Origin of the sequence: Acidovorax sp. Leaf73 (genome assembly GCF_916855635.1) — a bacterium.
GTDB classification, from domain to species: Bacteria; Pseudomonadota; Gammaproteobacteria; order Burkholderiales; family Burkholderiaceae_C; genus Acidovorax; species Acidovorax facilis.
This window is the reverse complement of sequence record NZ_CAKASI010000001.1, coordinates 427,309-453,417: the sequence shown is the minus strand read 5'-3', so window position 1 is coordinate 453,417 and position 26,109 is coordinate 427,309. Positions and strand designations below refer to the sequence as shown.

At 64.2% G+C, this 26,109-nt stretch carries 25 protein-coding genes and 1 tRNA gene; 12 read left to right on the top strand and 14 right to left on the bottom strand.

Going from position 1 to position 26,109, the window contains the following annotated elements; genetic code table 11:
• Nucleotides 1-68 precede the first annotated feature (68 nt).
• Together LPA35_RS02215 and LPA35_RS02210 are read left to right on the top strand one after the other, a co-directional pair.
• Nucleotides 69-1,052, top strand: a complete 984-nt coding sequence (locus LPA35_RS02215; RefSeq protein ID WP_228894797.1) for a PhnD/SsuA/transferrin family substrate-binding protein — start codon at nt 69-71, stop codon at nt 1,050-1,052.
• Between the two features lie 527 nt (nt 1,053-1,579).
• The gene (locus tag LPA35_RS02210) at nt 1,580-2,176 is read left to right on the top strand and encodes a lipocalin family protein (protein WP_055401814.1); all 597 of its coding nucleotides are present in this window, start codon (nt 1,580-1,582) and stop codon (nt 2,174-2,176) included.
• Between the two features lie 257 nt (nt 2,177-2,433).
• On the opposite strand, the gene LPA35_RS02205 is transcribed toward LPA35_RS02210, so the two are convergent.
• Genes LPA35_RS02205 through LPA35_RS02190 form a run of 4 tightly spaced genes read right to left on the bottom strand, consistent with a single transcriptional unit; the run spans nt 2,434 to nt 8,010 of the window.
• The gene (locus LPA35_RS02205; RefSeq protein WP_121419725.1) at nt 2,434-4,053 is read right to left on the bottom strand and encodes an ABC transporter ATP-binding protein; all 1,620 of its coding nucleotides are present in this window, start codon (nt 4,051-4,053) and stop codon (nt 2,434-2,436) included.
• A gap of 11 nt (nt 4,054-4,064) precedes the next feature.
• Complete coding sequence (locus LPA35_RS02200; RefSeq protein ID WP_228894795.1) at nt 4,065-5,120, bottom strand: ABC transporter permease; 1,056 nt, start codon at nt 5,118-5,120, stop codon at nt 4,065-4,067.
• Between the two features lie 13 nt (nt 5,121-5,133).
• A complete protein-coding gene (locus tag LPA35_RS02195) occupies nt 5,134-6,165 on the bottom strand; it encodes a microcin C ABC transporter permease YejB (RefSeq protein ID WP_228894783.1) in 1,032 nt (343 codons plus the stop codon).
• Between the two features lie 18 nt (nt 6,166-6,183).
• Nucleotides 6,184-8,010 (bottom strand): extracellular solute-binding protein, encoded by a 1,827-nt coding sequence (locus tag LPA35_RS02190; protein WP_121508730.1) that lies wholly within the window; start codon nt 8,008-8,010, stop codon nt 6,184-6,186.
• 104 nt (nt 8,011-8,114) lie between these two features.
• Here LPA35_RS02190 and fabI point away from each other — a divergent pair, with 104 nt between their 5' ends.
• Both fabI and LPA35_RS02180 read left to right on the top strand, forming a co-directional pair.
• The gene (gene fabI, locus LPA35_RS02185; RefSeq protein ID WP_055401808.1) at nt 8,115-8,915 is read left to right on the top strand and encodes an enoyl-ACP reductase FabI; all 801 of its coding nucleotides are present in this window, start codon (nt 8,115-8,117) and stop codon (nt 8,913-8,915) included.
• A 76-nt stretch (nt 8,916-8,991) separates the two neighbouring features.
• Nucleotides 8,992-9,837 (top strand): DNA ligase, encoded by an 846-nt coding sequence (locus LPA35_RS02180; RefSeq protein WP_228894777.1) that lies wholly within the window; start codon nt 8,992-8,994, stop codon nt 9,835-9,837.
• 89 nt (nt 9,838-9,926) lie between these two features.
• On the opposite strand, the gene LPA35_RS02175 is transcribed toward LPA35_RS02180, so the two are convergent.
• The gene (locus LPA35_RS02175) at nt 9,927-10,487 is read right to left on the bottom strand and encodes a fasciclin domain-containing protein (protein WP_121419720.1); all 561 of its coding nucleotides are present in this window, start codon (nt 10,485-10,487) and stop codon (nt 9,927-9,929) included.
• Between the two features lie 180 nt (nt 10,488-10,667).
• Entirely contained in the window at nt 10,668-13,037 is a 2,370-nt protein-coding gene (locus LPA35_RS02170; RefSeq protein WP_228894776.1) for an arginine/lysine/ornithine decarboxylase, read from the bottom strand.
• A gap of 146 nt (nt 13,038-13,183) precedes the next feature.
• On the opposite strand from LPA35_RS02170, the gene LPA35_RS02165 reads away from it, so the two are divergent.
• From LPA35_RS02165 to LPA35_RS02140, 6 genes are all read left to right on the top strand, one after another.
• Nucleotides 13,184-13,609, top strand: a complete 426-nt coding sequence (locus LPA35_RS02165) for an NfeD family protein (RefSeq protein WP_228894775.1) — start codon at nt 13,184-13,186, stop codon at nt 13,607-13,609.
• Between the two features lie 52 nt (nt 13,610-13,661).
• Nucleotides 13,662-14,579: an SPFH domain-containing protein gene (locus LPA35_RS02160; protein WP_121506757.1), complete on the top strand. Its 918-nt coding sequence runs from the start codon at nt 13,662-13,664 to the stop codon at nt 14,577-14,579.
• Between the two features lie 80 nt (nt 14,580-14,659).
• Nucleotides 14,660-14,749, top strand: a tRNA-Ser gene (locus LPA35_RS02155).
• 203 nt (nt 14,750-14,952) lie between these two features.
• The gene (locus LPA35_RS02150) at nt 14,953-15,279 is read left to right on the top strand and encodes a hypothetical protein (RefSeq protein ID WP_218299496.1); all 327 of its coding nucleotides are present in this window, start codon (nt 14,953-14,955) and stop codon (nt 15,277-15,279) included.
• Nucleotides 15,280-15,489: 210 nt separating this feature from the next.
• On the top strand, nt 15,490-15,672 hold the full coding sequence (locus LPA35_RS02145) for a hypothetical protein (protein WP_055393434.1): 183 nt from the start codon (nt 15,490-15,492) through the stop codon (nt 15,670-15,672).
• A 126-nt stretch (nt 15,673-15,798) separates the two neighbouring features.
• Entirely contained in the window at nt 15,799-16,176 is a 378-nt protein-coding gene (locus tag LPA35_RS02140; RefSeq protein ID WP_228894763.1) for a hypothetical protein, read from the top strand.
• Nucleotides 16,177-16,187: 11 nt separating this feature from the next.
• Here the strand turns inward: LPA35_RS02140 and LPA35_RS02135 are convergent, their stop codons facing one another.
• From LPA35_RS02135 to LPA35_RS02120, 4 genes are all read right to left on the bottom strand, one after another.
• Entirely contained in the window at nt 16,188-16,868 is a 681-nt protein-coding gene (locus tag LPA35_RS02135) for a hypothetical protein (protein WP_228894762.1), read from the bottom strand.
• A 35-nt stretch (nt 16,869-16,903) separates the two neighbouring features.
• Entirely contained in the window at nt 16,904-17,941 is a 1,038-nt protein-coding gene (locus LPA35_RS02130) for an MlaD family protein (protein WP_228894760.1), read from the bottom strand.
• 59 nt (nt 17,942-18,000) lie between these two features.
• Nucleotides 18,001-18,801, bottom strand: a complete 801-nt coding sequence (locus LPA35_RS02125; RefSeq protein ID WP_228894758.1) for an ABC transporter permease — start codon at nt 18,799-18,801, stop codon at nt 18,001-18,003.
• 196 nt (nt 18,802-18,997) lie between these two features.
• Nucleotides 18,998-19,459: a Cd(II)/Pb(II)-responsive transcriptional regulator gene (locus LPA35_RS02120; protein ID WP_055393445.1), complete on the bottom strand. Its 462-nt coding sequence runs from the start codon at nt 19,457-19,459 to the stop codon at nt 18,998-19,000.
• A 70-nt stretch (nt 19,460-19,529) separates the two neighbouring features.
• Between LPA35_RS02120 and LPA35_RS02115 the strand changes: the two genes are divergently transcribed.
• A complete protein-coding gene (locus LPA35_RS02115) occupies nt 19,530-20,177 on the top strand; it encodes a cation transporter (RefSeq protein WP_121419714.1) in 648 nt (215 codons plus the stop codon).
• Nucleotides 20,178-20,180: 3 nt separating this feature from the next.
• On the top strand, nt 20,181-21,056 hold the full coding sequence (locus LPA35_RS26135; protein WP_370641328.1) for a DUF3703 domain-containing protein: 876 nt from the start codon (nt 20,181-20,183) through the stop codon (nt 21,054-21,056).
• A 39-nt stretch (nt 21,057-21,095) separates the two neighbouring features.
• Here the strand turns inward: LPA35_RS26135 and LPA35_RS02105 are convergent, their stop codons facing one another.
• From LPA35_RS02105 to LPA35_RS02090, 4 genes are read right to left on the bottom strand one after another with little or no spacing between them, the layout of a single operon-like run.
• Nucleotides 21,096-21,689: a DUF2894 domain-containing protein gene (locus LPA35_RS02105; RefSeq protein WP_121419713.1), complete on the bottom strand. Its 594-nt coding sequence runs from the start codon at nt 21,687-21,689 to the stop codon at nt 21,096-21,098.
• The gene (locus tag LPA35_RS02100; RefSeq protein WP_055393450.1) at nt 21,682-22,341 is read right to left on the bottom strand and encodes an OmpA family protein; all 660 of its coding nucleotides are present in this window, start codon (nt 22,339-22,341) and stop codon (nt 21,682-21,684) included. Before LPA35_RS02100 ends, LPA35_RS02105 begins: the two co-directional genes overlap by 8 nt.
• Nucleotides 22,338-25,016 (bottom strand): DUF802 domain-containing protein, encoded by a 2,679-nt coding sequence (locus LPA35_RS02095; protein WP_228894756.1) that lies wholly within the window; start codon nt 25,014-25,016, stop codon nt 22,338-22,340. The genes LPA35_RS02100 and LPA35_RS02095 overlap by 4 nt, the downstream gene beginning before the upstream one ends.
• Entirely contained in the window at nt 25,013-25,843 is an 831-nt protein-coding gene (locus LPA35_RS02090; RefSeq protein ID WP_228894754.1) for a DUF3348 family protein, read from the bottom strand. Before LPA35_RS02090 ends, LPA35_RS02095 begins: the two co-directional genes overlap by 4 nt.
• Nucleotides 25,844-26,109: the final 266 nt, after the last annotated feature.

Genomic DNA, 26,109 nt, shown 5'->3' with positions numbered 1-26,109 from the left:
AACGTTCATGCATACTGGCCGACCCGCGCGCGGAGCGCGCTTTCACCACAATTGGAGGGAAAACAACGATGCGATTCGATACCCGCTTTTTTGCACTGCTGTCTGGCACCGCGCTGATGCTGGGCCCGGTAGCTGCGCAGACCGACCGGGCCGCGCCTGCCCGCGCCACCGCAGCCACCCCGGCCGCCACGAGCTTTGCAGGCAGCCCACGCGAGAAACTGGTGGTGGCCATGCCCAAGACCTATGCCAAAAGCGAAACCATGCTGCTGTGGGGGGACTACTTCAACCACCTGGCGCGCTGCGGCAACATTGATCTGCAGAATCTGCAAGGCGAATCGCTGGAGAAGAGCACCAACATCGATGTGCTGGGCGAAAAGGAACTGATCGACAGCCTTCTCAGCGGCAAGGCACAGCTGGCGCAGGTCAACCCCGGCCTGGTGCCCCAGTTGGTGGGCGCTGGCCAGCCTGCCCCGTTTGGTGTGCCCGGCAACAAGGCCAGCGGCAAACGCAATTCCTACACGCTGATCCTGATCTCGCGCGTGGACAGCCCTTTCACCAAGCCGCAGGACCTGGTGGGCAAGAAGATTGCCCACTCCACACCCACCTCCAACTCAGGCAACCTGGCGCCGCGCGCGCTGTTCCCGGCGATCGGGCTGGTGCCGGACCAGAACTACGAGGTGGTGTTCTCCAACGGCCACGAGCGCTCGGTCACAGGCGTGATGCACGGTTTCTACCCCGCCGCAGCCGTGGCCAGCGATTTGTACCAACGCATGGTGGTCAAGGGCGATGTGAAGGGCTCCAGCATCCGCACGCTGTGGGAGAGCCCGCCCTTCATGACCGAGACCTGGACGCTGGGCAAGGACGTATCGCCCGAGCTGCAGGCCCGCGTGAAGAAGTGCTCGTACAGCTACAGCTTTTCGCCCAAGCTGCGCCAGTTGCTGCCAGGCAATGACACCTTTTTACCCATCAATTTCGAGCGCGACTTCGCGACGGTGATGGAGGTCTACACCAAGACGCAGAAGGCGCAGGCTGCCAAGGCTGCCGCCAAATAAGTCCCGGTGTCAAAAGCGTCTATCGCCGCCCCCGCAAGCCGGACTCTGGCTTGCGGGCTCAGATGGTGCAGCAACAGATTGCCGCCATAACAAGACAGAGCCAGGAAGAACAGGCCGCCCGGCACCAGCAGACCCTGGCAAGCAGGGATGCAAACACGAAAGCAGCGCCGGTACCGGAAGGCCGTCGTACCCCAGGCCTGGTGGAAATCATCAACACTCTTGTCTGAATGCGGCCACTCAAGGGGGACGCATTGCGAGAAGTGCGCCGCGGCAAATGCCATCAACTCCATCTCCGACAGCGCTCCAGAGTGGTGGCCTGGATAGGTACGGAACGACGGCAGCGCCACCACACCGATGCACATCCTGCCGACAGCCGCTGCCAGCGCGCGCCTACACACCGACCCCCTCGCAGTGCCTACAGTGGATCGCACGAACAGCCGCTGCGCAGTGCACATTCCGTCAGGTGCCATAAGGTGACGTCAGGTGCAACGGCAGCCCCGGCAGCAACCCCAGCAGGAGCAAGCCCCATGCGCATTCACACCCCACCCCGTGCCCATTCGCCCTGGCCGCTGGTCATCGGCGCTGCCGCAATGATGGCGTTGCTGGCGCTCACGGCCTGCTCCACGCCCCGCGCGCCCGAGGGCATTCAGCCCGTTACGGGGTTTGACGCAGACCGCTATGCAGGCCACTGGCACGAGGTGGCACGCATCGACCACGCCTTTGAGCGCGGCCTGACCCAGACCAGCGCCACCTACAGCCGCAACGCCGACGACACGATCAAGGTGGTCAACCGAGGCTACGACCCGGTGCGCAAGGAGTGGAAGCAGGCCGAGGGCACGGCGCGCTTTGTGGATGAGCCCACGCGCGCTGCGCTCAAGGTGTCGTTTTTTGGACCGTTTTACGGCGGCTACAACGTGGTGGCGCTCGATGAAAACTACCAGTGGGCCATGGTGGTGGGCTCCAGCACCGATTACCTGTGGATCTTGTCACGCACGCCCACCCTGCCCTGGCATGTGCGCGAGCACCTCATGGAGCGGGCACAGACGATGGGTGTGGATGTGCGCAAGATTCTGTGGATGCCTGCCGCCAGCGAGCAACACGCCAAGCGGGCCGTGATGACCTGAAAAGCTTCAACACCAGCAAGCGCAAATCGCTATATTTTTGATAGCTACTCACGCTTACCTAATAAGCGCCAGGGATCCTCTGCACGAATCGAGCGGCAAGTGTGCGCTGCGGATCGGGAGGGGCTGCAAGGCGCAAAACGCAGCGATAGCCGCAGCTATTGCGAGTATTTGCAACGCGGCAGACCGCCCGAGCCCGCAGATGCACGCGGCGCGGTGATTCGTGCAGAGGGTCCCTTGATGCCATTTCTATTCAAATATCAGCCGATACCCGGCACGGTGGCCGCCGCCACCAGGCGCTGGGTGTAAGGGTGTTGTGGTGCATCCAGCACGTCGTTCACGCTGCCACCTTCCAACACCGCGCCATCCTTCATCACCACCACGTCGTGCGCCATGGCGCGGATCACATCCACGTCATGGGTGATGAGCAAGTAGCTCAGGCCCTTTTCTTTTTGCAGCCGCTGGAGCAAGCCCAACACCTGCTGCTGGATGGTCACGTCCAGGGCGCTGGTGGGCTCGTCCAGCACCAGCACCTGCGGCTGCACGATGAGGGCCCGGGCGATGGCCAGGCGCTGGCGCTGGCCGCCTGAAAATTCATGCGGATAACGCTCCAGCAGACGGGGGTACTGTGCTTCGGCCAGTCCCACCTCTTCCAGCGCGGCCTCGACGCGCATGCGGCGCTGGGCCACGGTCAGTGTGGGCTCGTGCACCTTCAGGCCCTCGCCCACGATCTCTTCGACCGTGAGGCGCGGGGACAGCGACGAAAACGGGTCTTGAAATACCACCTGCACGCGGCGGCGCAGCTGCTGGTTGGCGGGGGTATTGCGCATTGCTGGTTGCTGCCACGCCTGACCCCCGACCTGCAACTGGCCGGCGTAAGGCAAAAGCCCCAGGATGGCCTGCGCCAGCGTGGACTTGCCCGAGCCGGACTCGCCCACCACCCCCAGCGTCTGGCCGGGCAGCAATTGCAGCGTGGCGCCCTGCACAGCCACAAACTCGCCCTTTTTGAACCAGCCCTTGATGCCGGGCAGCGGCGTGGGGTAGACCACGCGCAGATCCTGCGTCTTCACCACCGGGGCAGTGCCTGCGGGCGGATCGGACTCGACCACATCGCGGCGGGGCTGGCTGGCAATCAGGCGGCGCGTGTAGGCGTGCTGGGGTGCACCAAAAACCTCGGCAACGGGGCCCTGCTCTACCAGCACGCCCTGCTCCATCACGGCCACGCGGTCGGCAAAGCGGCGCACCAGGTTGAGGTCGTGCGTGATGAGCAGCACGGCCATGCCCGTCTGGCGCTGCAGATCACTCAGCAAGTCCAGGATCTGGCCACGCAAGGTCACATCCAGCGCGGTAGTGGGCTCGTCGGCCAGCAGCAGCTTCGGGCTGCTGGCCAGGGCCATGGCAATCATCGCGCGCTGGCGCTGGCCGCCTGAGAGTTGGTGTGGGAAGCTGTTGGCCCGGCGTGCAGGCTCGGGGATGCCGGTCTGGGCCAGCAGCTCGATGGCAGCCTGCGCGCACTGGGCGCCGGTCAGGCCTTTTTTGAGCTGTAGGATTTCGGCAATCTGCAGGCCGATGGTCATCAGCGGGTTGAGCGCGGTCATGGGCTCCTGGAACACCATGGCGATGTCGCCACCACGCACGCCGCGCATCTCGCGCTCTGTCAGCGCCAGTAGGTCGCCCCGCCCTTGCAGCGTTGCCTGCCCGGTGATGGCGGCATTGCCCGCCAGGCGCAGCAGGCTCAAAGCGGTGATGGTTTTGCCCGAACCAGACTCGCCCACCAACGCAAGCTTTTCGCCTGCGGCAATGCTGAAGTTGACGCCCCTCACCACTTCTTTGGGGCCAAAGCGAACGTGGAGGTCCTGAACCTGCAACAAAGGGGTCATGGCCGTAGGGGTCACTGGTCGGCCTTTCGGGGGTCCAGGGCATCGCGCAGCGCATCGCCCATGAAGGTCAGCAGCAACAGGGTGGTGACCAGCACCGCAAAGGTAGACAGCGAAATCCACCACGCGTCAATGCTGTTCTTGCCCTGGTTCAGCAGTTCACCGAGCGACGGCGTGCCGGGCGGCACCCCCAGGCCCAGGAAGTCGAGCGAGGTCAGCGCCAGGATGGCGCCACTCATGCGGAAGGGCAAAAAGGTGACCACGGGCGTCAGGCTGTTGGGCAGGATGTGGCGCCAGATGATCTGGCTGTTGCTCACCCCCAAGGCCCGGGCAGCCTTCACATAGTCGAGCTGGCGGTTGCGCAGGAACTCGGCGCGCACATAGTCGGACAAACCCATCCAGCCAAACAGCGACAGCAGGATGAGCAGCAGCGCAATGCTGGGCGCGAACACGGCGCTGAAGATGATGAGCAGATACAGCTCGGGCATGGAGCCCCAGATCTCGATGAAGCGCTGAAACGCCAAGTCGGTCTTGCCGCCAAAGAACCCCTGGATGGCCCCGGTGAGCATGCCCAGCAGTACGCCGGTGATGGTGAGTGCCAGACCAAACAGCACACTCACACGAAATCCGTACAGCAGCTGCGCCAGCAGGTCGCGCCCCCGGTCATCCGTGCCCAGCCAGTTGTCGGCCGTGGGGGCCGACGGGTTGGGCGATTTGGCAAAGTAGTTCAGCGTGTTGGGGCCGTAGGGGTTCAAGGTGTACAGCGCCCAGTTGCTGCCTGCGGTAATGCGCTCCTTGATGAAGGGATCGAGGTAATCGGTGGGGGTTTCGAAGTCTCCCCCGAAGGTCTTTTCGGAGTAGTCCTTGAGCATGGGAAAGTAGGTCTGCCCCTCATAGCGCACGATGAGCGGCTTGTCGTTGCTGACCAGTTCGGCACACAGGCTCACCAGCACCAGGGCGCAGAAGATAAGCAGGCTCCAATACCCCAGGCGGTTGCGCTTGAAGCGCAGCCAGGCACGGCGGGAGGGGGAAAGTGAAAGCGGGGTAGCAGCAGGACTCATCGGGGCCATTGGTGCGTTCGGGCTAATCAAACTTCACGCGCGGGTCCACCCACACATAACAAAGGTCGCTGATGAGCTTGGTCACCAGCCCGATCAGTGTGAACAGATACAAAGTGCCCAGCACCACCGGGTAGTCGCGACGGATCACACTCTCATAGCTGAGCAAGCCCAGCCCATCCAGCGAGAACAGGGTTTCGATGAGCAGCGAGCCCGCAAAAAAAGCACCGATGAACGCAGCCGGGAAGCCAGTCACGATGGGAATAAGCGCATTGCGGAACACATGCTTCCACAGCACCTGCCGCTCGCTCAAGCCCTTGGCGCGGGCGGTGAGCACATACTGCTTTCGGATTTCTTCGAGGAACGCGTTCTTGGTCAGCATGGCCGTCACGGCAAAACTGCCCAGCACCATGGCCGTCACAGGCAGCGTGATGTGCCACAGATAGTCCACGATGCGCGCGCCCCAAGACAACTCGTCCCAGTTGGCCGACGTGAGCCCCCGCAGTGGGAACCACTGCAACTGCCCACCAAAAATGACCAGCAGCGCCACGCCCAGCACAAAGCCGGGAATGGCATAGCCCACCAGAATGAGCAGCGTGGTCACCAGATCAAAGCGTGACCCGGCGCGCACCGCCTTGGCCACGCCCAATGGCACGGCGACGAGGTAGCTGATGAAAAAAGTCCAGAGGCCCAGGCTGATGGAGACCGGCAGTTTCTCCTTCACCAGTTGCCACACATCCTTGTTCTGGAAAAAGCTCTTGCCCAGGTCAAACCTCGCGAACTGTCCCAGCATCTGCAGGAAGCGCTCATGGGCAGGTTTGTCAAAGCCGTACAGCGCCTTGATCTGCTCCAGCCGTTTAGGGTCAACGCCCTGCGCGCCCCGGTAGCTCAGGCCGCCCCCCTCGGCGCCGCCACCGCCCACACCGGCCTTGGCCTCGGCCATGTACTGCTCCACCGGGCCGCCCGGCACGAACTGGATCACCACAAAGGTCAGCAAGAGCACGCCCAGCAGCGTGGGCAGCATGAGCAAGACACGTTTGAGAATGTAGGCAAACATGGGTGGGCGGTGTTAGGGCTATTTCTTGTCTGGCGCGGTCTGGGGAGGAATACGCGCCCACCACGTGTCGATGACCCACCCTTCGCCGCTGGCGTAAGGCGGCACCGTGGCCGGCCGTGCCAGCCGCCAGGCGTTGTAGGCCATGCGGTGTGTGCCCGCCGTCCACTGCGGAATGAGGTAGTGGCTGTGCGCAATGATGCGCTCCAGGGCGTGGCAGGCGGGAAGCAGTTGCGCCTCGGTCTTGGCGGAGGTCATGGCCTTGATCATCGCGTCCACCGCCGGGTTCTTGACGCCCGCAAAGTTGCCGGAATCCTCCACGTCGGCCGCCTGGCTGCCAAACATGTCGGCAAACTCCTGGCCCGGGTTGTTGGTGCCCTGGTAGGCAATCGAGGTAATGTCGAAGTCGAACTTCTGCAGACGCTGCTGGTACAGCGCAAAGTCCACTGACCGAAACCGCAAGGTGACACCAATCTTTTCGAGATTGCGCATCCAGGGGGTGATGGTGCGCACGCCGCCTTCATTGCTGTCCATGTATTCGAGCACCATGGCCTCGCCCTTGGCGTTGCGCAGGGCACCGTCGCGCACCTCCCAGCCCGCTTCCTTGAGCAAAGCCTGCGCCCGCCGCAGGTTGGCCCGCAGTGAGGAGTCGCCATCCGTGCGCGGGGGCACCGTCATCGGGCCAAACGCGGCAGCCGGAATGTCCTTGCGGTAGGGCTCCATCAGCGCAAGCTCCTCGGGCGAGGGACTGCCCTTGGTTTCGCACGCCGTGTTGCCAAACAGGCCGTTCACCCGCTGGTAAGCGCCATAGAACATCTGGCGGTTCATCCACTCGTAGTCCATGGCCAGGCCCAGGGCCTGGCGCACGCGCGCATCCTGCAGCAAAGGCCGGCGGGTGTTGAGCACATAGCTCTGAAAACCCGAGGGGAGCTTGTGCACAAACTCGCCCTTGACGAGTTCACCCGTATCGAACTTCTTGCCCGTAACACGTCGGGCCCAGTCGCCCGCGCTGAAAAACCGCATGAGGTCAAACTCGCCCGCCTTGAGGGCCTCCAGCCGCGCAGTGTTGTCCTTGTAGATCTTGACAAGGATGTTGTCGAAATTGGCCGTGCCCTTGCGCACGTTCAGGTCGCGCGCCCAGTACTGCGGATCGCGCACATAGGTGATGTCCTTGCCAAAACGCACCGGGCCGATTTTGTAGGGGCCACTGCCGATGGGAATATCCATCACCACCTGGTCAAACGGCTTGGCCTTGCCGTTCTCGACGCCCCAGTCGCGGCTGAACACCGGCAGGCCACCCACAGTGAGGGGCAGCTCGCGATTGGGCAGCTTGAAGCGGTAACGCACGGTGCGGTCGTTGATCACATCCACGCCCGCCACCTCGATCAGCAGCGTCTTGTAGGCAGGGGATGTGAAGGGGCCCACCAGCGTGTCGTAGCTGTGCTTCACATCCTGCGCCAGCACGGGCTTGCCGTTGTGAAAACGCGCCTCCGGCCGCAGGCGGAAGGTGGCGGACAAACCATCGGGGGCAACTTCCACATCTTCGGCCAGCAGACCATAACCGGTGGCGGTTTCGTCCATCGAACCGGCGAGCAGCGAATCGAACATCAGCGACGACAAATATGCTGGCGCGTTGCCCTTGATGGTGAACGGGTTGTATTTGTCGAAGGTGGAAACCCGCAGGTTGCTGACCAGCCGCAGCTCGCCGCCTTTCGGTGCATCTGGGTTCACATACGCAAAATGCGCAAACCCGGCGGGATAACGCGGCTCGCCCCATAGGGCATACCCATGTGCAGCCCATGCAGGAACCGCACACCCCATCAGCAAAAAAGTCAGCCAAAACCGCATGCGACAATTCTGCACTACGTTCGCCGGGCCCCGCTGCAGATCGCGCATACCCACATGCGCCAGGCCGCCCGCCGACATTTCGCCATTCCAAAAGGAGATTGAACATGGGTTTTCTGACCGGCAAGAAGCTGCTCATCACGGGTGTTTTGTCCAACCGCTCCATCGCCTACGGCATTGCCAAGGCCTGCCACGCACAGGGCGCCGAACTGGCGTTCAGCTACGTGGGCGAGCGCTTCAAGGACCGCATCACCGACTTTGCGGCCGAGTTCGACTCCAAGCTGATCTTTGACTGTGACGTGGGCAGCGACGAGCAGATCGAGCGCATGTTTGCCGAGCTGTCGCAGACTTGGCCCCAATTCGACGGGTTTGTGCACAGCATCGGCTTCGCCCCCCGCGAGGCGATTGCCGGTAATTTCCTCGAAGGCCTTTCGCGCGAGGGTTTCCGCATCGCCCACGACATCAGCGCCTACAGCTTTCCCGCCATGGCCAAGGCCGCCCTTCCCTACCTGAACGACAAGTCGTCGCTGCTGACACTGAGCTACCTGGGCGCGCTGCGCTCCATCCCCAACTACAACACCATGGGCCTGGCCAAGGCCAGTCTGGAAGCCAGCGTGCGCTACCTGGCCGAGGCCGTTGGCCGCACCGAAGACGGCCGCAGCATCCGCGCCAACGGCATCAGCGCCGGCCCCATCAAGACCCTGGCCGCCAGTGGCATCAAGGACTTTGGCAAGCTGCTCAGCCGCGTGGCCGATGCATCGCCCCTGCGCCGCAACGTGACGATCGAAGACGTGGGCAATGTGGCAGCCTTCCTGCTGTCGGACCTGGCCTCGGGCATGACGGCCGAGATCACCTACGTGGACGGCGGCTTCAGCCAGACGGCGGGCCTGAGCGCAGACCAAGTCTGATTGCCATCGAAAATTTAGATCAAAACAGGGCCTAGCGCTTATTGAAAAGCGCTGGTAGCTATACATTTAATAGCAAATGCTCCGCAGGCACTGGCTGGCGTGGCTGGGTTTCACTGCGCTGCCCACGCACGCAGCGGACGCCCCTGCCCTGTTGCTGGCCAATGTGTACCGGCCCGGCATGCCGCTGGCCGACTATTGGGTCAGCGAAAAATACGACGGTGTGCGGGGCTACTGGGACGGCCACACGCTGCGCACGCGGGGCGGCGAAACGGTGATGGCCCCCGCCTGGTTCACCGCCGGGTGGCCCACCACTCCCATGGACGGAGAGCTGTGGGCCGGACGCGGGCGCTTTGCGCACGCCCAATCCACCACGCGCCAACAGCAGCCTCATGAGGCGGCCTGGCGCCAGATGCGCTTCATGGTGTTTGACCTGCCCCGGCACGGCGGCATGTTTGACGAACGGCTGCGGTCGCTCAATGCCTTGGTGATGCAGATCAACCAGCCTTGGGTCCAGGCGGTGCCCCAAAAGCGCATCGAAAACGATGCTGCCCTGCAGGCCCTGTTGCAACGCACGGTGCGGGCGGGCGGCGAAGGCCTGATGCTGCACCGGAACAGCTCGCTCTACCAGTCTGGCCGCAGCGACGACCTGGTCAAGGTCAAGACCCACGAAGACACGGAAGCGCGCGTGGTCGCCCACCTGCCTGGCAAGGGCCGCCACGCCGGTCGCATGGGAGCCCTGCTGGTGGAAATGCCTTCGGGCCAGCGTTTCCGGCTGGGGGCGGGTTTCAGCGATGCGCAGCGGGCTGACCCGCCACCTGTGGGCAGCTGGGTGACGTACCGGTTTCGCGGTACCCATGACGGGGGTCTGCCGCGCTTCGCGAGTTTTGTGCGTGTGCGGGACGATATGCCGCCGGTCCGCTGACGGGGCCACAGCAACCCCTGGCCGATCCCGGCCCTGCGATGCGGCGGCCATGCACAGCGGACGGGCAGCCCCTCCCATCCGTTGCTCAATCAGTTAGGCAACAGGACCTTGTCCACCACGTGGATCACGCCGTTGGACTGGTACACGTCGGCAATCGTCACCGTCGCCGTACCGCCCTTTTCGTCCGTCACCATGACAGCATTGCCGCTGGCCTTGGCGGTGAGCGTACCGCCCGCCACCGTCTTGAGGCTGGCCATGCCTTTGCCGTCTGCAATCATCTTGGACAACGCAGCAGCGTCGTACTTGCCCGCGACCACGTGGTAGGTGAGCACCTTGGTCAGGGTGGGCTTGCTCTCGGGCTTGAGCAGCGTGTCCACCGTGCCGGCGGGCAATGCGGCAAATGCCGCATTGGTGGGCGCAAACACGGTGAAGGGACCGGGGCCCTTGAGCGTTTCGACCAGGCCCGCAGCCTTCACAGCGGCCACCAGCGTGGTGTGGTCCTTGGAGTTCACGGCGTTGTCGATGATGTCCTTGCTGGCCAGCATGGGCGCACCGCCCACCATGACCTGCGCCATGGCAGGCATTGCGGCAGCGGCCATGGCTGCGGTGAAGGCGATGGTGGCGAGGCGGGCGTTGAATCGAAGGGTCATGAGAATCTCCTGAGAGGTGTGTGAAGACAGTCGTCACCGCATGAAAACCACGCGGCTGACAGTCAATACGGCAGCACCACAACAGCGGATTCAAATGCACAAAAAAATCGCTCCGCCAGCCATGCCGGGGGAGCGATTTTTGAGACGCGGGTGCACCCACACACCAGCGCGAAGACGTGCTTACACGTTGCGTCCGTACGGGCCGTCGTCGCCCACCTGCACCAGGTTCTTGGCGGTCGCCAGCGGCTTGGGGTTCTTGCCGGTCTTGCCTTGCTCTGCCACGCAGTCGGCGTAGTAGCGCACCTGGCCGTTCTCGTCTTCCACTTCCACCAGGCCGTGGATGTCGGTCTCGAAGCCCGGGCACAGCTTGGCGAATTCGCGCGCGAACTTGAGGTAGTCCACGATCTTCTTGTTGAATACCTCGCCAGGGATCAAGAGCGGAATGCCCGGTGGGTAGGGCGTGACCAGGCCCACGGTGATGCGGCCTTCCAGGTGGTCGATCTCCACGCGCTCGGTCTGGCGGTGGGCGATGTGCGCGTAGGCGTCCGAGGGCTTCATGGCGGGCGTCAGGTCCGACAGGTACATCTCGGTCGTCAGGCGCGCGATGTCGTACTTGGCGTACATCTCATGCACGTGCTGGCACAGGTCCTTCAGGCCCATGCGCTCGTAACGTTTGTGCTGCTGGCAGAACTCGGGAAGGATGCGCCACATGGGCTGGTTCTTCTCGTAGTCGTCCTTGAACTGCTGCAGCGCCGTCAGCAGCGTGTTCCATCGGCCCTTGGTGATGCCGATGGTGAACATGATGAAGAAACTGTACAGGCCGGTCTTCTCGACCACCACGCCGTGCTCGGCCAGGTACTTGGTGACGATGGACGCGGGAATGCCGGTCTTGTCGAACTTGCCGTCCAGGTTCAGGCCCGGTGTGACGATGGTGGACTTGATCGGGTCCAGCATGTTGAAGCCGTCGGCCAGCTGGCCGAAGCCGTGCCACTTGCTGGCGTTCTTCTTGCCCTTGCCATCGCTGCGGATGATCCAGTCCTCGGCGCGGCCCAGGCCTTCGTCCACGAGCTTTTCAGGGCCCCAAACCTTGAACCACCAGTCGTTCTTGCCAAAGTCGTGCTCCACCTGGCGCATGGCACGGCGAAAGTCCAGCGCTTCGAGCAGGCTTTCTTCCACCAGGGCCGTACCGCCGGGAGGCTCCATCATGGCGGCGGCCACGTCGCAGCTGGCAATGATGCTGTACTGCGGGCTGGTGCTGGTGTGCATCAGGTAGGCCTCGTTGAAGAGGTGGCGATCCAGCTTGGTGGTTTGCGAATCCTGCACCAGCACGTGGCTGGCCTGGCTGATGCCGGCCAGCAGCTTGTGGATGGACTGCGTCGCGTACGTCACGGAATGCTTGGGGCGCGTGCGCTTCTTGCCCATGGCGTGGTAGCTGCCATAAAACGGGTGGAAGGCCGCGTGCGGCAGCCAGGCCTCGTCAAAGTGCAGGTTGTCCACGTAGCCGTCGAGCATGCCCTTGATGGTCTCGGTGTTGTAGAGCACGCCGTCGTAGGTGGACTGGGTGAGCGTAAGCACGCGCGGCTTGACCTTTTTCGCATCCACGCCCTTGAGCAGCGGGTTGGCCTTGATCTTGGCCTGAATGGCCGCTGGCTCGAACTCGCTTTGCGGGATAGGGCCGATGATGCCGAAATGGTTGCGCGTGGGCTTCATGAACACGGGGATCGCCCCGGTCATGATGATGCTGTGCAGGATGGACTTGTGGCAGTTGCGGTCCACCACCACCACGTCGCCCGGCGCCACCGTGTGGTGCCACACCATCTTGTTCGATGTGGACGTGCCGTTGGTCACGAAGAAGCAGTGGTCGGCGTTGAAAATACGCGCGGCGTTGCGCTCCGATTCACCAATGGCACCGTTGTGGTCCAGCAGCTGGCCCAGCTCTTCCACCGCATTGCACACATCGGCGCGCAGCATGTTCTCGCCGTAGAACTGGTGGTACATCTGGCCCACAGGGCTCTTCAGAAACGCCACGCCGCCCGAGTGGCCGGGGCAGTGCCAGCTGTACGAGCCGTCTTCAGCGTAGTCGAGCAGTGCCTTGAAGAATGGAGGCTGCACGCTCTCCAGGTAGCTCTTGGCCTCGCGGATGATGTGGCGCGCCACAAATTCGGGGGTGTCCTCGAACATGTGGATGAAGCCATGCAGCTCGCGCAGGATGTCGTTGGGCAGGTGGCGGCTGGTCTTGGTCTCGCCGTGCACATAGATGGGCACTTCGGTGTTCTTGCGCCGCACTTCACCGATGAAGTTGCGCAGGCTCAGCACGATGGGGTCCAGCCCCTCACCCACCGTAAATTCCTCATCGTCGATGGACAAAATGAATGCGCTGGCGCGGCTTTGCTGCTGGGCAAACTGCGACAGGTCACCATAGCTGGTGACGCCAACCACCTCGAAACCCTCAGACTCGATAGCCTGCGCCAGCGCGCGGATACCGAGGCCCGAGGTGTTCTCGGAACGATAGTCTTCATCGATGATGATGATGGGAAAGCGAAACTTCATGCGCAGCCTCCGTGCAACCGTGCCCTGCCCGGCCAAAAAACGAAATAGGCGCGAAGTGTAAGGAATAACCTTGACGCGCCTTTGAACTGCAACCCTTTTGTCCCAGAATGTGGTGCACTAAACACAACCACAACAAGGAGTTGGCTATGGAGGAATCCACCATCTGGTGGCTCGCAGCGGGGGCTGTGGTCGTTGCAGAGCTGCTCACCGGTACGTTCTATCTGCTCATGGTGGCCATTGGACTGGTGGCAGCGGCCCTGGCGGCCCATCTGGGGTTGCCAACTACCGCGCAGATCGTGGCAGCGGCTGTTGTGGGCGGCGGCGCAGTGGTGGGCTGGTACTACCTCAAGAAAAAGCGGCCCGGAGATCCCTCTGCCCGTGCGGATCGCAGTGTGAACATGGACGTGGGCGAAACCATTCTCATTGAGGGCTGGAACGCTGATGGCACCACCACCGTGAAGTACCGGGGTGCCACCTGGACAGCCATCCACCGTCCCGGAGTCACCCCCTCCACGGGCATGCACCGGGTTGCTGAACTGGTGGGCAGTCGCCTGCTGGTAGACCCTCTCTAAAAATCCCGCTGTCGCTCACCTTCACAGATCAACAACGAAAAAGAGGCTCCTCATGGAAATTGCCATCGTCATTCTCATCATTGCCGTCATTTTCATCGCGCGGTCCGTCAAGGTCGTGCCCCAGCAAAATGCCTGGGTCAAGGAGCGCCTGGGCAAGTACGCAGGCACGCTCACACCGGGACTGAACTTCCTGGTACCTTTTGTCGACAAGGTCGCCTACAAACACAGCCTCAAGGAAATCCCGCTCGACGTGCCCAGCCAGGTTTGCATCACGCGCGACAACACCCAGCTTCAAGTGGACGGCATCCTGTACTTTCAGGTGACCGACCCCATGCGCGCCAGCTACGGCTCCAGCAACTACATCATGGCCGTGACGCAACTGGCGCAGACCTCGCTGCGCTCGGTCATCGGCAAGCTGGAGCTGGACAAAACCTTTGAAGAGCGCGACATCATCAACGCCCAGGTCGTACAGGCCATCGACGAAGCTGCCCTCAACTGGGGCGTGAAAGTGCTGCGCTATGAAATCAAGGACCTGACACCACCCAAGGAAATCCTGCACGCGATGCAGGCCCAGATCACTGCAGAACGCGAAAAACGCGCGTTGATCGCCGCCTCTGAAGGCCGCCGCCAGGAACAGATCAACATCGCCACCGGCGAACGCGAGGCCTTCATCGCCCGATCCGAGGGCGAAAAGCAGGCCGTCATCAACAAGGCCCAAGGCGAGGCAGAATCGATCAAGGCCGTGGCCGAAGCCAACGCCCAGGCCATCGAGCGTGTGGCCTCGGCCATCCGTCAACCCGGTGGCGAACAGGCTGTACAGCTCAAGGTGGCCGAGAAGGCCGTGGAGGCCTACAGCCAGGTGGCAGCAGACTCCAGCACCACACTTATCGTGCCGAGCAACATGACGGAGGTGTCTGCGCTCATCGGGTCCGCGATGAAGATGGTGCAAGCTTCACAGAAAGCGGCCTGAGCGCAAGCAAAGCTTTTTTCGAGGCAACGGCTACTGTCAGCCCAGATATCCCTTTTCCTATGGCTATAATCGAAGGCTTCGGAGAGGTGGATGAGCGGTTTAAGTCGCACGCCTGGAAAGCGTGTGTGGGCTAATCCCCACCGCGGGTTCGAATCCCGCCCTCTCCGCCAAAAATCAAAAAGCGTCCTTCGGGGCGCTTTTTTCGTTTCGGCCTCTCAAGTGACACGGAGCGCTTTCAGCGCCTCCTTCCCGCCTCGCGAAATGCCGGGAGCGGTGGGACCAAACCCGCCGATTTGTTGCAAAACGTGTGATTGGTTGTCACGCCGCGGCGCACTATTCACAATAAATGACTCCACCCAAAAGGAGTGCACCCATGCCCATGGAGCTACTGTTCGTCCTTGCACAGAGCAAGCTGCCCATGATGATCGAGAAGCCCTGCGACGTTGACAAGCTTCGGGTGCTGGCGGCTGCTCAGCTCGTAGAGGTGCAGCTTCCCGATGTGCGTGCCAAGGAGCAAAAAGCAGAGGTTCTTGCCATTTCGCCGCAGGGGCGGGCAGCGCTGGCAACAACCTACCCCCGTCACCCATTCAAGTTCGCGCCCATGCGCTCTGCGCCAGCGCCGGCTTCGGCCGATTGGCTTCCGTCTTTGGACTCCTGCCAGGTGCAGCGCGGTGGGACAAGGACCACGCTGGACTCCTAGTGTCATGCGCATGCTCGCTCTACGGAACATCTGAGCACAACCAAGCTTCTGAATGACTTGCAACCAAAGGCAACAAACCGGGGGCATCTGCGGATATCGCACTTGTCTGACAGACGCTGACCGCGCGTTTTGCTGAAATCCTCTCCACCAGCCATTGAGGCTGACCCGGGAGCTCATTGGGACTCCCACCTTTTTGACAAAGGATCCGCCATGAAGCGCCACCCCTTGACACCCGGAACCCGCGCCCTCGCTGCGTTTGCCGGCACGGTTGTGCTTGCGGTACTGGCGGCGGCATCGTTGTTGATGCCCGATGTGACCGTGCAGTCGGTGGATTCGATGCCGCTTTTGCCCAGTGGGCTGGACCAGATCTTTCCCTCCAGTCTGTTTGAGTGACCTTGTGCATGAGGTGGAGTGGTTTAGCACGCCTACTCGCCATGGGTAGCAAAAAGCATAGCATCGGAGTACCATCTGGCGCTGCGCACCGGGATTTTCGGTGGCAATCCAGAATGGAGGACGATCGTGACCACACGTTTTCGAATCTCTGCAAGTCTTTTTTCTGCTCGCTTCTTCGCGCGGCCTGTGGCGGCGACAGCGCTGCTGGTGGCGATGGGGGGATGCACCAGCCCGAGGGATGGCTCCCTTGAAGAATTCGCGCGCTGGCATGACGGTGCGCGCGCCCAGGCCCAGGCCGGGGCGCTGAGCTGGAGCGAACTCTACAAGCAGAGTTTTGACCGCCTGACCGCCCTGCCGCCCTCGTTGCAACAAGACACGCGCCTGGAAAACACGGTGCTGTTGTTATCCACCGCCCGCAAATACGAAGCCAATGAGATCACCGCCCAGCAGTTTGCGCTGGAGCGGGAACACATCGAAACGCAATTGCAGGCACGCCTGCGCTAGCCGTTCGCGCCTCAGCGCTGCGGCGCACCCTGCTCCACGATGGAAATGCGCCGACGCAGCGCTGCAGTGGCTTGCTGGTCGCCCGCAGCTTCAGTGCGTTGCGCCTGCACACTGAGCCAGGCCATCAACGGTCTGCGCCAGCCCTGGGCAGAGGCTGTGTCAGCAGCGATAACGATCACCGCCGGGCTGGCGCGCCCCGACTGAAACAGCACCCCAGCTGCCACGAGGCGCGACAGCGGGTCTTCCAAAGCGGGCAACGCAGATGCATCGCCCGATGCAGCCACCTTGCGCTGCGCTTCGGGCAGCAAGCCCACGTCCTGGGGCTGTACTCGCCCCCCCAGATAGTCGGCATAAGCGCGCTCGGGCGCGGCGGCGTCGGCGCGCAGCGGTTCAAAGCGCTCGCAGGGGCCAGGTACCAAGCTGGCGACCTGCGCAGCGCAGCGCATCAGTTCCAGACGGGCCAGCAGGTCTGGGCGCCCCGTGCGGGCCACTTCAGCCCGGGCGCGGTCCCATTCGAGCTGCTCGACGCGGGGGTTGCCCGACAGATAGGCTTCGAGGGCCTTCTGGGCTGAGCCTTGAGCGTTCATCTGCCAGTCGGGCACGGGAGGTTTGCTGGAGCATGCGGACAACAAGGCCGCAGCAACCACCACAGCTCCCAGCAATGACACCCGCAGTGGCCTGGCCAGATGCATGGGCTTCGAAGGGAATGCAGAAACTGAAAAGGGCTTCATGGCAGCTTGAGTTCCGTATCCCGCGCAAAAGGCCATTTGCGGTTGATTTCGTTGACCAGGCTTTCTACCTTGCGCAGATTGCTTTCCACCTCGGCGCGCAAGGCCCCCAGGTCGGTGGTGGCTTCGCGGGCATTGGCGCCAATGGCCTGGGCTTCCACCAGCACCGCATCCACCTTTTTCAGGCTGGTGCGGGTGTCGGCCAACAAGCCATTGAGCTGGGCCACGGTGGCGCGCACCTCAGGTACCAGCGCTTCCTTGCTGCCTTCGGCGCCAAATACCTGTTTGTCAACCCGCGCCGCCATGCCATCCAGGCGCGCCAGCAGGGCATTGGTGCGGTCGAGCGTGGCAACAATTTTCTTCCCATCGGCCTCATTGCCCATCAGCACTCCCAGCATGCCGCCGGGGCCATTGAGGCGTTCGGTGAGCGCCTGCACATTGGTCAGGCTGCTGCCCAGGGCAGCGTCCTGCGCCGTGAGCGCATTGAGGTTAGACAGCAGTTCGCGCGCCGAGGCCATGAGCTGCGGGATTTCGGCGGTGGCGTCGCCACGCAGCACGGGGCGCACGGCACCATCGGGCAGGAGCTTGTCATTCAGCATGCCGGTGTAGGCGCGGATGTTGGTGCCACCCACAATGCCCCGCACCAGTGTGAACACGCTGGATTCACGCAGCCAGTGCGCGTCCTTGCGGGGCACGTCCACGATGATGCGGGCGTTGCCGGTTTCGGCCAGTTCGATGCGGCGCACGCGGCCAATGGGGAAACCCGAGAACGTCATGTCCATGCCCACCACCACGCCTTCAGAGTCGTCGGCCGTCAGCACCAGGGTCTGCGTGGGTTCGAACGCACCACGCGCATACAGCAGGTACAGGCCCGACCCGACGATGAGGGCCACCGTGAACAGCAGCAACGCCGCCGCCTTGATCTCCAGGTAGGCCACCGGGCGCAGGGTTTCCACGGGCGGCACGTCGGTGGCGGGAGAAGCCGGAGCGGGCCCCGGGGGCGGCGTTTGGCGGGCGTTGGGGTTCTCGTCGTTCATGGTGCCGGAAGGTGGGTCGCCGTAAAGGAATGGGGTAGTCGGGTGTCAGCAGACATCGGTCAGTAGTAGTTGCCCATGAGCGAGGCCACCTCGATCATCAGCAGCACGGCAAACATGCGGGCCAGGCCGCCCAGCTCTGAATCGGGCTGGGTGCGATCGCCCGTGTCGTACAGGCCTGCCGCCATGGGGATCAGCGCTACGGCCAGGCTGAAGAACACGGTCTTGAGCACGAACACCATCGTCACGCTGGGCGTGAACACCTGGCCAAACATGCGGGTGTAGCTGGGCAGCCCCGCCAAGTTGAAACCATACACCCCCAGGTACGCCAGCACCAGGGCCACCACACAGCTGAGCGCAGCCAGCGTGATGCAGGCGAACACTCCAGCGATCACGCGCGGCAGAAGCTCGATGCGCACCGGGTCCGAGCCGTGGGCGCGCAGCGCGTCGAACCGTCCGGTTTGCCGCAGCCGCGTGATCTGCGAGCCATTGGGGATGGTGCAGCGCATGGCCACAAACAGCGCCGCCGTGAGCGGGATCAGCTCCAGCACCAGCACGCGGATCACCATCTCCAGTGCATAGCGCGACAGGCCATAGCTGAGCGCCGTGACCACCACGATGCGCGTGAGCACCAGGCTGATCAGGGCAGCCAGCACCGTAAAGCCGAGCAGCACCGGGGCGGTGTCGAGATACAGGTGGCGTGCCAGCGCCCTGCGCGTGCCCTTGCCATAGCTGGACGGCGACAGCACCAGCACCAGCACCACCGCCCCCAGATACAAGATGCGCCACCAGGCGACCGCCCAGCGCCGCGCGGTGTTCCACACACGTTCGGGCAGGGAGAGGCCGGGCAAGCGCGAAATCATGGTCGGATCATAGCGGGGCACTCACAGAGAGCGTTGACGGTGGACTGCCATAGAAATTTTTCGATGTTTTTGGCATCTAGCGCTTGATAGACAAGCGCAAAAAGCTATCATTATTATAGCATTTTCAAACACAGAAGAAACAGCTACTCACATCCTTGCGGAAGCTGGTGCTTGCAAGCGCCCACGGCAGACCGGGCTACACATGCCGCTTTGCCGCAGCGGTGGCGAACGGCACAGCGGGCTGCGCATCCGCACGCGCGTGCAGGGCTTCGATGATGTGACAGTGGGCATCTGTCCCATCGCAGCGGTTGCGCAGCGCGAGCAGGTCGGCCTCCAGGGTCTGCAGCTCTGCCAGGCGGGCACGCACATGCTGCAGATGGTCATCCAGTGTGTCGCGTGCGGCGTCGCAGTCTTCTTTGCGGCTCCAGTCCAGTGCCAACAGGGTTCGCACTTCATGCAGCGACATGTCCATGGCACGGCAAAGTCGGATGAAGCGCAGCTGGTGCACGTCCGCGCCGCTGTACAGGCGGTAGCTGTTGTCGCCCCGCACGCCGGGGGGCAACAGCCCCTCCTTCTCGTAGTAGCGGATGTTGGCGGCAGACACCCCGGACTGCAGGGCGGCCTCGCCAATGCGAAACTGCACAGCGTTCTGATCCATGGCTTGACCTTCAAGTGACTTCAAGGTTTCCAATCATGCCATCGCTTTCAAAACTGCACGGAGAACCCCCATGTCTGCCCACTGCCACGACGACCATTGCGCCACTGGCCCTGCCGCCGCCGACCCGCGCTACCGCCGCATCTTGTGGATAGCGCTTGTCGTCAACGCTGCCATGTTTGTGGTGGAGCTGGGGGCGGGTACCCAGTCGGGTTCGGCATCGCTGCTGGCCGATGCCATCGATTTTCTGGGGGATGCCGCCAACTACGGCCTGTCGCTGTGGGTGCTGGCCATGGCCCTCACTTGGCGCGCCCGCGCCGCCCTGGTCAAGGGGGCCAGCATGCTGGCGTTTGGCGTGTTCGTGATTGGGCGCGTGGCCTGGGGTGCGTGGCAAGGCACACCGCCCGAGCCCTTCACCATGGGCAGCGTGGGCCTGCTGGCGCTGGCGGCCAACCTGGGCGTGGCCGCCCTGCTCTATGCCTACCGGGAGGGCGACGCCAACATGCGCGGCGTGTGGCTGTGCACCCGCAACGATGCGCTGGGCAACCTGGCGGTGATGGGCGCTGCCCTGGGCGTGTTGGGCACCGGCACCGCCTGGCCCGATCTGGCGGTGGCGGCCATCATGGCAGGCCTGGCCATCAGCGGCGGCTGGAGCGTGATACGCCACGCGCGGCAAGAGCTGGCCAGCACCACCGCACAGCCACAACCGCAAGGGCACTGATCCATGCGCGTGCACCTATCGACTCCGTTGAGCGCCCCGCCTGAATGGGTGGCTGCGCAGCTGCAAAGCACCGCTGTGTTCCGCCACATCACCGCGCCGCTCATCCAGTTTCACCCCGCACGGGGCACGGAATGGCCCACGCACTGGGCTCCCGGCGAGCTGGCGCTGCACATGCGGTTGCTGGGCGTTTTGCCCATGGGCCCGCAAACCGTGCGCATCTCCATCGAGCCGGCTGCACAAAGGGGCGGCTGGCCCACGCTGCGCGACAACGGAGAAGGCGTGCTCATGCGCCGCTGGGACCACCGCATCACCCTGCAGCCCCTGTCCGATGGCCGCACGCTGTACACCGATGACATCGAGGTGATTGCGCGCCACCTGCCCTGGCTGATGACACCGCTGAGCGCCCTGTTTGCCCAGGTGTTCTACCGGCACCGCCAAAGGCGCTGGCGCCAACTGGCCGCGCAGCATGCCGCCGGGGGCGCCGCCCCCACCGCGCTACACAGGTGCGCCGCGTTCAACCACCTGCTGGCCAGCTTTGCCCGCCAGCCTGACGCGCCCCCCGCCCAGCGCTGGCGTTGGCTGGAGGCCGCCCACGTGCTGGGACAGACCTCATTGCCCCTGCACTGGCGGTCACACACCGCCATGCTGCGCTACGCCCTCGCACTGGGAGATGCGCGCGAGGCCACCGGCCAGCTGCTGCGGCTGGCCCTGGTGCCCCTGGGGCACCTGCTGGCACGGCTGCCGTTGGGCAACATCGGGCGCTCCCACGTGAGTGCTTTCCGGCCCATGGTGCCAGCGGCAGAAATCACTGTGCTGATGGACCAGGCGCTGGAAGAAACGGCGATCCGCCCCGTGCAGCCGGGCGACCACGGCGTCTGAAAACTGCGCACCCGGCTTCCCCAGTCGCAGCCTGCGCACTCAGTGCTTGGAGGAGCGAGCCACGCGACCTGGCTTGAGGGGTGCCCTGGCTGGCTTTGCAGCGGCCTGCTCCAGCCACAGCAGGCTGTCCATCTGCGATAAAAAATGCCGCAGGTAGTCCGGCGACAGCGACCGCATCAAGGCCAGGGAGCGCAGCATGAGGCGGTGTGCATTCAAGGGTCCGGCGTTTTCCGGCCCACGCGTGAAGGCCTGGGCCACCTGCTGTTCCGCAGCAATCTTGGACCAGACTTCGCTGAAGCGGCGCACGCTCTTCATGTCCGACACACTGGCGCCACCGCCCACCAGCACGCTGTCTGCGTCGGCCTGGGCGCGGGTACTGAGATCGCGGTTCAGTTGCGCCAGTGCAGATGGTGCACCGGCTGGCGCTGTGGCGGCCAGTGGCTGGCGGGGAGGTGTCCGGGTGCGCCTGGCGTAGTCCACCAAGGCGGCCTGCAGCCTGCGGGCCAGCACCTGCTGTACGGCGGGGGGCTGCGCAGGCAGGCGCGCGGCCAGCACCTCCAGGTACCGAAAGCGCACCGGGTCGTGGTGCTGCGCGCCTTCGGCCCGCAGGGACTCCAGGGTGGGCTCACTCATTGCGGGCGGGCTTGGCCTGGGCAGCGCGCGGTACGGGGGCCATCTCCACGCGGCGGTTCTGTGCCCGCCCCTTTTCGTCGGCGTTGTCTGCCACCGGCTGCTCGGCGCCAAAGGCCGCAGCAAACACCTGGGACGAGGGCATGTCCTCTTCGATCAGGGCGCGGGTCACGGTCAACGCGCGCTGGGCCGACAGCTCCAGGTTGTCGGCAAAACGCTGGTGGCGCCCTTGCAGCAGCGTGGTGTTGTCGGTAAAGCCACTCACCATCAGCATCTCGTCACGTTCGCGCAGGTACACCTGCAGCGGCTGCACCAGGCTCTGGAGCAGTTGTCGGCCTTCAGGGCGCAACTCGGCAGAGCCCGCCGCAAACAGCACGCTGCCGCTGATGCCGATACGGCCTTCATTGACCGTGACGCGGCCGCTGGCCAGCGGAATCGCCAGTGCTTTTTCCAGCGCCATGCGGCGCTTTTCTTCCATCTGCCGCTTTTCCACTTCCTGTTTGAGGCTGGCCACCAGGTCGATCTGCACCACCAGCACGCCGACCAGAATGAGCACAAACGCACCCAGCAAGCCCGCCATGAGGTCGCCGAACACGGCCCACACCGGGGCCGTCTGTTCGGTGGCATCGTCCAGCGTGTCGTCCAGGCCGGTCACGCGGCGACTCCCTGCACCGCTGCGGCCATCTGCCCGTTGAGGCGGCGCAGGTCTTCCACAATGCCCTGCTGCGAAGAAATGCTCAGATCGATCACCTCGCGGGCCTGTGCCACGTAGTAGGCCAGCTGCTCATCGCTGCGGCTCATGGACTGGCCAATGGCGCCTTCGATGCGCTGCAGGCTGCCCATCAGCTTTTCGTTACTGGCCGTGAACAACTCCACGCCGTGGCCAAAGGACTCACCCAGGCTCGACAGCTCCACCGCGCTGGCGGCCACGTGTGCCGACACTTCATCGACCTTGCCCGCCTGCGCGCCGAGCGCCTGGGCAAACTCCTGCCCCGCCTGCTCCAGCACCGAGGCCGCAGACCCCACCAGCGATTCAATGGCCGCACGCTGCTGCCCGGCGGCTTCGTTCACCGATTGGAGCAACACACCCAGTTGCTCCATCATGGCCGTGCGTTCTGCCAGGGCCGCGTTGTCGCGTTCGCTCAGGTGGGTCATCTCCTGGCGCAACTGGGTGATCACCTCAGCCGCGGCCTGCGGCACATCCGACGCCGTCTGCAGCAATCGCGTGAGCGGGGCTTCCAGCGCAGAACCCAGCGTGGCCAGGTGCCCGGCCACAGCGGCTTGCAGCGCATCGAGCCGCTCCACTGCGGCCTGGCCGCGTGCCGCCTCGGCATCCCGCAGCGCCACCAATTCCGTGCGCCACACGCCCGCGAGCGCATCCATGCGCTGGGCCTGGGTGTCGGCCCATCGGGCTTCGGCCTCTATGCGGGTGTGCAACAGTGCGTCCGACTGGTCCATCAACCGGGCGGCACCGCCCAGGGCCTGGCTGACCTGCTCGGTCATGCGCTCGGTGAGCTGCGCCGCAGCGCCCTCCAGCGCCTGGCATACGCCGCGCTGCTGCTGCGCCGTTTGCTCGCCCACCTGTTGCCATTGCTCCGCCAATCGGCTGGCCATGCCCTCCATGGACTGGCTCCAGCCCGCAAGGCGCTGCTGATCCGCCACTGCCTGGTCGGCCTGCGTTTTCTCCACCGTCTGTTCCAGCGAGGCCAGCAGCGCCGTGGTGCGCTGCTCGAAGGCCTGCGATGCCGTCTGCAATGACTGGTCGAGCTGGGTGGCAGCGCCTTCCAGCGCCAGGCACACGCCCTGCTGGTGCTGTGCGGTTTGCTCGCCCACCTGTTGCCATCGCTCCGCCAGTGTGCTGGCCATGCCCTCCATGGACCGGCTCCAGCCTGCAAGGCGCTGCTGGTCGGCCGCCAACTGGGCCGCCTGTGATTGGGCCACAGTCTCTTGCAATGAGGCCAGCAGCGCCGTGGTGCGCTGCTCAAAGGCCTGCGATGCCGTCTGCAGTGACTGGTCGAGCTGGGTGGCAGCGCCTTCGAGCGCCTGGCAGACGCCGCGCTGCTGCTGCGCCGTTTGTTCACCCGCAAGCTGCCATTGCTCCGCCAGTCGGCTGGCCATGCCCTCCATGGACTGGCTCCAGCCAGCAAGGCGCTGCTGGTCGGCCGCCAGTTGGGCCGCCTGTGATTGGGCCACCGTCTCTTGCAACGTGGCTAGCAGCGCCGTGGTGCGCTGCTCTAGCGTCTGCGTGATGGACTGCAGCGCGCTGCCCAACTGCACCGCCTGCTGGTCCTGCGTCTGCGTGTGGCGGTCCAAGGCCTCCGTCCAGGTGTCCGCCACCTGGCGGGCGGTGCCCTCCCATTGGGCCGTGAGGGCGTGCATCTGCACGCCAGTGGCCTCGCGCAACCGCTGGTGCGAGCGCTCGGCCTCTTGCGCCAGCGTTGCCATGGCCTGCTCCACCACCGGGCGGATCGTCTCACCCGCCATGCGGGCGCTGGCGCCCAGGCTGTCGTGCAGGGATGCGCCCACGGTGGTGGCCAGCTGGGTATAGGCCGCTGCCGCCTCGCGGTGAAACACCTGCTGTCGGTCTTGCAATTGGCCGTTCAACTGCTCGTGGCGGCGCTCCAGCCCTTCCATCAGGCCTTGCAGGCGCTCTGCAATCAGCGGCATGGCCTGCGCCTGGGCCTGCAGGGCCTCGAACATTTCCTGGCGCCGGTGGGCCGCCGAGAAGGGGCGCAGCTCGCTGGCGATGCGGGCATCCAGCATGCGCAACGCTGCCAGCCGTTCGCGGCGGCACAGGGCGGACATCAGCCCCAGCATGGCCGACGCTGCCACCCCGGCCACCGAGGTGCCAAACGACAGACCCAGCCCCTTGATGGGCGCGGCCAGCGCCGCCCGGATCGACTCCAAGCTGGACGAGGCCTCCAGTGCGGACACCGCGCCATTGAAGGTGACCACCATGCCCAGAAAGGTGCCCAGCATGCCCAGCATGACCAGGAGCCCCACCAGGTACGGCGCCAGCGCAGGCCCTGGCAGGGGCACACGCTCCCCGTCGATCCGCTGGCGAACCGGGTTGCGCAAGGACGAATGCAGGCGCTCCAACCAGCCACCCAGGTCCTCCAAGGGCTGATGCCCCAGCCCAGCCAGCCCTGTGGACAGCGACGAGGTTGCGGCCCTGAACTGCATCAGCTCATAGGCGCCCAGCACGTAGACGGCAGCAATCACCGCCGTCATGGCCAGCGCCAGGGGGCTAGACCCGACAAACCCCCATCCCACCCAGCCCACCACCGCCAGACCCACCGCAAAGATGGCGGCTATCACACTCTTGTTCATTCGATCATTCCTGTTACCGGTTCCGGGGTCTTCGTGGTTGTGGGGGGACGGTGGGTGGTGCGGCGATGGGAGTCATGGCTCTGCGCCGCTTCCAGCAAACCAGCAAGGGGCTCCAGCCGCACCTGCAACTCGGCCAGCAGCAGCGCCCGCAAGTCCTGCTCAAAGGCAAACAGCCAGCCGCCCGGCAGCGCCCAGCGCTGCGGCTCATCGTCTCGCCCTGCAGCCTCCAGCTGGTGCTGGTGGGCTGCGCGCAAATGCGCCATCCGCCGCTCCAGATGGCCGGGTAGCGACGCCCACAGCCTTTGCTCACGCGCACCCAGCATCTGGTCCATCACCGCATCCAGCAGGGCCAGCCGACGCAGGCCCTCGGGACCCATCGACAAGCTCTGCCGAATCAGCGCGCGCAAGGCAGCCAGTCTGGCATCCATCTGCTTTTGTAGCGCCAGATAACGCGCCGCGTGGACTGCAAAATCTGCCCCGGCCTCGGGGTCCGGGCCGTCGACAGGGGTGTTGTCGGCACGCTCGCGCACGGGTTTGGCAGGCGCGGCCTTGGCCGTGACCAAGTCCGTCAACTCGGCCCGGGTGGACTGAAGGCTGGCCTGCAATGCGCGCACATCCACCGTCCCCCGCCCCAGCGTAGTGACAGCCGGGGTTTGGCTGGACTCCAGAGCATGCAGCGCCCGGCTGAGCTTGACCGCATCCACGGTACTGAGCCACTGGCTGAGTTGCTCCGCCACATCCTGGCGCGCCGATCCACCGTGTGGCTGCGTCCATTGCTGGAGCAAAAGCACAAGTCTGGAGCTGTTGAGTCGGTGGGGCTGGTACATCAATCTGAGGCGTCCATGGCACCGGCCCCCCCGAAGGGTGGCGGGCGTCAGGGAGCAGGTCCCCGCAATGGGCAAAGCCCGCTATTTTCGCAGGAACGCTGCCGCCCCAGCCCCACATCGCTGTGCGTTGCAGGTGTTACATCTAAAGCAGATTGCAAGAATCGGCCAAAAACCAGTCAAGGAACGACCAGTTTTCCAGGACCGAAGCCCCCACAGACACGCCGCTTCTTGACGGCGGACAAGTCCGGCACAGGGCTTGCATGGTC